This window comes from Haladaptatus sp. W1, assembly GCF_001723155.1.
Taxonomy (GTDB): domain Archaea; phylum Halobacteriota; class Halobacteria; order Halobacteriales; family Haladaptataceae; genus Haladaptatus; species Haladaptatus paucihalophilus.
This window is the reverse complement of the sequence record NZ_MEIH01000053.1, coordinates 1-5,455: the sequence shown is the minus strand read 5'-3', so window position 1 is coordinate 5,455 and position 5,455 is coordinate 1. Positions and strand designations below refer to the sequence as shown.

Annotated in this window: 5 protein-coding genes; 3 read left to right on the top strand and 2 right to left on the bottom strand. The window is 60.1% G+C overall.

The genetic code is table 11. The features are described from left to right. Nucleotides 1-926 (top strand): hypothetical protein (locus BG842_RS02905; protein ID WP_069449608.1); only part of this gene is annotated, 926 nt, incomplete at its 5' end. Nucleotides 927-987: 61 nt separating this feature from the next. Here the strand turns inward: BG842_RS02905 and BG842_RS02900 are convergent. Further along, the gene (locus BG842_RS02900; protein WP_069449607.1) at nt 988-1,971 is read right to left on the bottom strand and encodes a BtrH N-terminal domain-containing protein; all 984 of its coding nucleotides are present in this window, start codon (nt 1,969-1,971) and stop codon (nt 988-990) included. A 405-nt stretch (nt 1,972-2,376) separates the two neighbouring features. On the opposite strand from BG842_RS02900, the gene BG842_RS02895 reads away from it, so the two are divergent. Then, nucleotides 2,377-3,090 (top strand): M99 family carboxypeptidase catalytic domain-containing protein, encoded by a 714-nt coding sequence (locus BG842_RS02895; RefSeq protein ID WP_069449606.1) that lies wholly within the window; start codon nt 2,377-2,379, stop codon nt 3,088-3,090. A 97-nt stretch (nt 3,091-3,187) separates the two neighbouring features. Here the strand turns inward: BG842_RS02895 and BG842_RS02890 are convergent, their stop codons facing one another. Beyond that, entirely contained in the window at nt 3,188-4,459 is a 1,272-nt protein-coding gene (locus BG842_RS02890; RefSeq protein WP_069449605.1) for a sulfite oxidase, read from the bottom strand. Between the two features lie 319 nt (nt 4,460-4,778). Here BG842_RS02890 and BG842_RS02885 point away from each other — a divergent pair. Then, nucleotides 4,779-5,455 (top strand): succinylglutamate desuccinylase/aspartoacylase family protein (locus BG842_RS02885; RefSeq protein ID WP_254662857.1); only part of this gene is annotated, 677 nt, incomplete at its 3' end.

The window sequence follows — 5,455 nt, the reverse complement described above, 5'->3', positions numbered from 1 at the left end:
TCGCCGGCGTCCTTCTGACGGCGAGTGCCGTCACCGCGGTCTTCGGCGGTATCGGTCTCGTCGAAACCCAAATCGTCGGTCAGACGGCACCGCAGCTCATCGCCATCTATCCGGTTTTGAGCCTGTTCATCGGCGGCCTCCTCGCCGTGGGCGGCTTTCTCCTCGTGCTCACGAAGTACCCGACGAAACCGCAGTACGCCCTGCTTTGCATGGTGTTGGCGGGGTGGATACTCTACCCGACCGTCATGCCGGGACAGGGGTATTACAACCCGCTCGGGTACCTGCTCGTGCTCTCGCTTCCGGCGATCATCGCGTATATCGTTTGGACCGACGCGCGCGGCGTCCTCCAGAGCATCCGTCTTCAGACAACGCCGAAGCTCGTCGGCATCGTCGCGGGGTTGTTGATGTGCGTCTTCTTCGCGTTCTCGGCCGGAACGATGAGTATCAAACCCGATTCCGGACTCAACGCGCCGACGAGCGCGTTCATCATCCCTTACAATGTCGCCAGTCCGCTCGTCGTCTGGCCCGCCGTGGAGTGGTACTTCCCGTCGATTCCGTTCACCGGCTATCTCTCCGTCGGATCGTTCCTCTTGATGGCCATTCTTGGCGGTTTGACCGGCCTGAACGCGGCCATCGTGACACAACAGTGGTCCGGTTCGGAGTCGGTTTCCGCCACGCCGCTGTTCTCCGGCTCGCTCGCCGCCTCCGGCGCGACCGCGTGCTGTTGCTGTGCGCCCGCGTTCTACGGTGCCCTCAGCGTCCTGTTCGGGACCGCCGTGACGCCCGTCTACTGGTCGTTCATGATACCGTCGTCGCCGGTCGGATCCACGTTCTTCGCCGCGAGTGTGCTGTTGCTCCTCTGGAGCATCGTTCGGGCGACCGGCGCGTCCGCGGGCGACGCGTGTGCCGTCGCGCCGTCGGAGTGAATCGGGAATCGAAAATCGGGAATTCCCGTCGGCGACCGGAATTCGCGGACGGGATGCGGTCTTAGAGTTCTTTTTCGAGCTGCGTGAACAGTCGTTCTTCGCGGTCCGCGAGCGCCGCCGCCTGCTCGCTGGCGTCTTCGAACAGCGCTCGCTGCGCTTCCCCTTCGACTCCACTCGCCTCTTTGAGCGTGTCGCCGAGGTCGGTCCAGTCGTCCGCGACGGCGTGGAAGCGGTCGGGAATCTCTCTTTCGAGTTCGAGGTCGGATGCAACGTGGTCGAGGAAATCGGCGTACAACCGGCGGAACGCGCCGCCGCCCGTTCCTCGCCGCTCGATGTTCTGATAGGCGAACCGGGCGCACCAGCCCGAATCCTCCAACGCGGTCCACGAGGGGAGGTCCGCCGCGAACCGGCGAATTCCGTCGATGCCTTGCGAGTGCCAGCCCCCGTCCTCCGCCGAGAGCATGAGGTCTGCCGTCCGTCGAATCGCGTTCCGACTCGCGGTCGGGCGGTCGGTTTCGATGGTCGGGTCGGTCACGACGAGCCATCGGTTGTCGAGCGGACCGAAGCCGTGGTCGGAGTCCCACGCCTCCCGAAGGTGGGAGGCGGGCAATCGCTGTATCGTCTCGAATTCGCTGTCGGACAGGAGCACGTCGTCGCCGTCGGTGCCGACGCAGAGGAGAATGTGCGGGCCGAAGTGCGTGTTCGTCTCGAAGTAATCGAGGTAGTAGAGGTCGACGAACAGCATCACCGGGACGTCGTCCGCGAGATACTCACGAACGTCGCTCCACGCCGCATCCCACTGCCGTTCGCTGTCCTCCCGGTAGTCGATGCCGAGCGTCTCGAAGAACCCCGTCTCCAACTGCCCATTGCGCCCCATGATGAGACGGCTCGCCGGGCCGCGCTCGTAGTATCCGAACCCGAGTCCGGAACCGAGGCCGAAACAGAGCGATTCGTCGAAGCCCCACTCGTAGAAGTCCGAGAGGTTTCGAAGCGACGCGGAGCCACAGTGGGCTCCGGGCGTGTGGTCGTACTCGGAGAGGTGCATGCGTACTCGATGGACGCGGCGTGTAAAGTAGTGACCGTCTTCGTCCTTCGAATCGTCGGACTCAGAACCTTTGGACCAGTTATCGAGAATCTCGATGCTGGATGGCTGCATCCGTCTCTTTTCATTCCATCCCTCATCTGTGGAGATTGCTGGTGGGCTCGATATCGGATTGCTTATTCTATCGAAGAATATATAATATTATAATATTAATTAAGAATTATTATAATATTATAAATTCAGAATATATTTTTGAACTATAAACAATTAAGTGTTATTGTATATATTTACAAGTCGATGAAAAATAACAAAAGTAAGGATGATGCGTTATTTAATCGGACACGGCGTTCGTTTCTACGTTTCACTGGAGTCGCAGCTACTACTTCCGCTTTACTCGCAACGCAAGGGATGAGCAACGCTGCGACTCGGACCGAATATACCATCCGCGAGGAGACGCCGGACGAAACCGAGGTGTACGTGACTGATACACAGAAATCGGGACCGACTGCGGTCGTGATAGGTGGCATACAGGGCAACGAACCTGCCGGCCACGAAGCTGCCGAGGATATCAAAACGTGGTCGATAGATCAGGGAACCCTTGTCACGATTCCACATGCGAATCCGATTGCGATTCGCCGGGATACATACTACAACGAGAGAGGGAACCTCAATCGGAAGTTCCCACCAGGGGAAACGCCGACGACACCGCTTGCACGGGCGATTTGGGACGTCCTTACGTCGTACGACCCGGACGTGGTTATCAATCTCCACAGTTCGCGAGGCATCTATCGGGAAGATGTCGGACCGGATGGCGTCGGCCAGGCCATCTACCCGACGACCGTTTCGGGTGCTGCTCGTGACGCGATACGCACGAAGGAGTACATGAATCGATATCATCTCGACGACTCTCTCCCCGATTACTATCGGTTCAAGCGCGGGAACCTGATCGATGGGACCCGTCCATTACTCATCCACAAGGTCGACGCCGACCTGAACGAGCCGGGATTCATCGTCGAAACGACTCGGTATGGGTCGGATCTGCAAACGCGGACCCGTTGGGAGCTCAACATCGTTCGACATCTGCTGGGACGACACGGAATCCACCGGACGTACGAAAATTAAAATCGGGATGGTTTCGGGTTGCAGAGTCGATGAACAGTGAACGGGGGTACATCGACGGTGTCGCCCGCCATCGATCCGTCTTCGTTCTTCGAACCGCTCACTCGTCTCGCGGCGTAACCCGTACCTCGACGCCGTTCGGTCGGTAGGCGTTCGCCGCGTAGCCCCCCTCGTTCCATGGGTAGACGTCCTCGGGAACCTCCGCCCAGTCGTCGAGGACGGCGATGCGGGACGGCTGGGTTCGTCCATTCTCGTCGGTCGCCCGCGAGAGCAACGTGACAGTCCCGTCGAACTCCGTCTTCGGTTCCCACGCGTAGCTGAACAAGCGCCACGCGCCGCTGTAGTCCGGGCCGTACAGGTCGGCGTCGTGCCACGTATCGCCGTCGTCCGTCGATACTTCGACGCGGGACACCCTGTCGTCCCCCGCCCACGCCACGCCCCGAATCTCTACCCGTCCGTCCGCGTCGGGTGTGACCGGGCGTTCGCCGTCGGGTTCTCCGATGAGCGACATCACGTTCTCGTCGAACGTGTAGGGGTGCGTCACGCCGCCGACGAGTTGCTCCCACGTGTCGGTCGTCGGAACAGTCTCCTCGATTTCCGGTTCGGCGTCCGCCGGATGGATGCGGTAGGCACCGTGTTGCCAGTAGGTGTACGTCCGCCCGTCGTCCTCCTCGGCGAACGTCGCGTCCGTGACCATCGTGTCCGTCACCCGGAGTTCCTCGACCCACTTGACGCTGTTCGTGCCGTACCATCCCGGCACGATGAGTCGGACCGGATACCCGTGTTCGACCGGGAGCGGTTCGCCGTTCATCTCGTACGCGAGGACGCAATCGTCGAGCGCCTTCGACAGCGGAATCGATTTCACGTACACGTCGTCGTCGGCGGGGACGTCCCCGCCGACGGCGGTGAGCCAGCGGTCCGAATCGTCGTTCACGTCCACGCCGCGGTCTTCGAGTACTGCCCGAACCGGCGTTCCGCTCCACATCGCGGTCCCAACGGCGTCCCACGTCCACTGGACGCTCCCTGTCTCCGGGTCGTGTTGGCCGCGGTTGTTCCCCGCACACTCCATCGTGTGTGCGACGGCGACCGTCGGATAGTCCTCCCGAAGTGCCTCCATCGAGAGCGATTCGCCGTCGTCCACGCCCGTCACCCGGACTTGCCACGTCTCCGCATCGGCGTCCGGGATGTCGTTCCGATGGCAGACGAAATGTTCCTCGACCGGCGTCAGCCAGTCCGCGAACGTCTCCCGACTCGCCGCGCCGACGACGGTGTACCGGTCCTCCTCGTCACGAGCCTCCCGCGTCCCGGGTTTCCGTTCGAGGATGTCGTCTATCTCCCCGTGCCGTGAGTCCCGTCCAGTGCTCTCTCCCATGTGTGATATTATCAGTCACGACGAGCAAAACCGTTCCGGCGTGATGTGCGAACAGGCCTTTCCTGTTCTCCTTCCGTATCGTATCCGCGAACGCATGTGGCGAATGTGGCGAATCGAAGTAATTCCGGCTAGGGGCTCTAACGAGCGTCGTCGCACCTTGATTTTGAAACGTTCCTCAGTATCGTCGCTCTTATCCTTCCTTGTCGTATATTACCTGAACCCTTCATTCCGATTGATTATTCCTATCAGACGGTACGTCCTCCGAACGTAATAGATGATGGAACATAACTAATTATAAAAATTCTAAATGTATGAAACGATGTCAAATAACGAGAGAGGAGAGGACGCGGGAGTCGATAGAACACGGCGTTCGTTCCTTCGTCACGCCGGAGTCGCGGCTACTGCTTCGGCGTTTCTCGCAACGCAGGGGACGACTCGAGCCGCGACTCGGACCAGATATACCATCCGCGATGAGACGCCGGACGAAACCGAGGTGTACGTAACTGACACGGGGATATCGGGACCGACGGCGGTCGTGGTGGGCGGCATACAGGGTAACGAACCCGCCGGTTACGAAGCGGCTGAGGATATCAAAACGTGGTCGATAGACCAAGGAACGCTCGTTACGATTCCGCGGGCCAACCCGGTTGCCATTCGCCGCGATACCTACTACAACGACAGGGGTAACCTCAATCGGAAGTTCCCGCCGGGAGAGACGCCGACGACACCGCTTGCACGGGCGATTTGGGACGTCCTTACGTCGTACGACCCGGACGTGGTTATCAATCTCCACAGTTCGCGAGGCATCTATCGGGAAGACGTCGGACCGGATGGCGTCGGACAGGCCATCTACCCGACGACCGTTTCGGGTGCTGCTCGTGACGCGATACGCACGAAGGAGTACATGAATCGGTATCATCTCGACGACTCGCTCTCCGACCACTATCGATTCAAGCGCGGCAATCTGATAGACGGCGACCGTCCGTTACTCATCCA

Coding starts and splice junctions, on each gene's coding strand:
- BG842_RS02900 (WP_069449607.1), bottom strand. CDS start 1,971: ATGCACCTCTCCGAGTACGACCACACGCCCGGAGCCCACTGTGGCTCC.
- BG842_RS02895 (WP_069449606.1), top strand. CDS start 2,377: ATGAGCAACGCTGCGACTCGGACCGAATATACCATCCGCGAGGAGACG.
- BG842_RS02890 (WP_069449605.1), bottom strand. CDS start 4,459: ATGGGAGAGAGCACTGGACGGGACTCACGGCACGGGGAGATAGACGAC.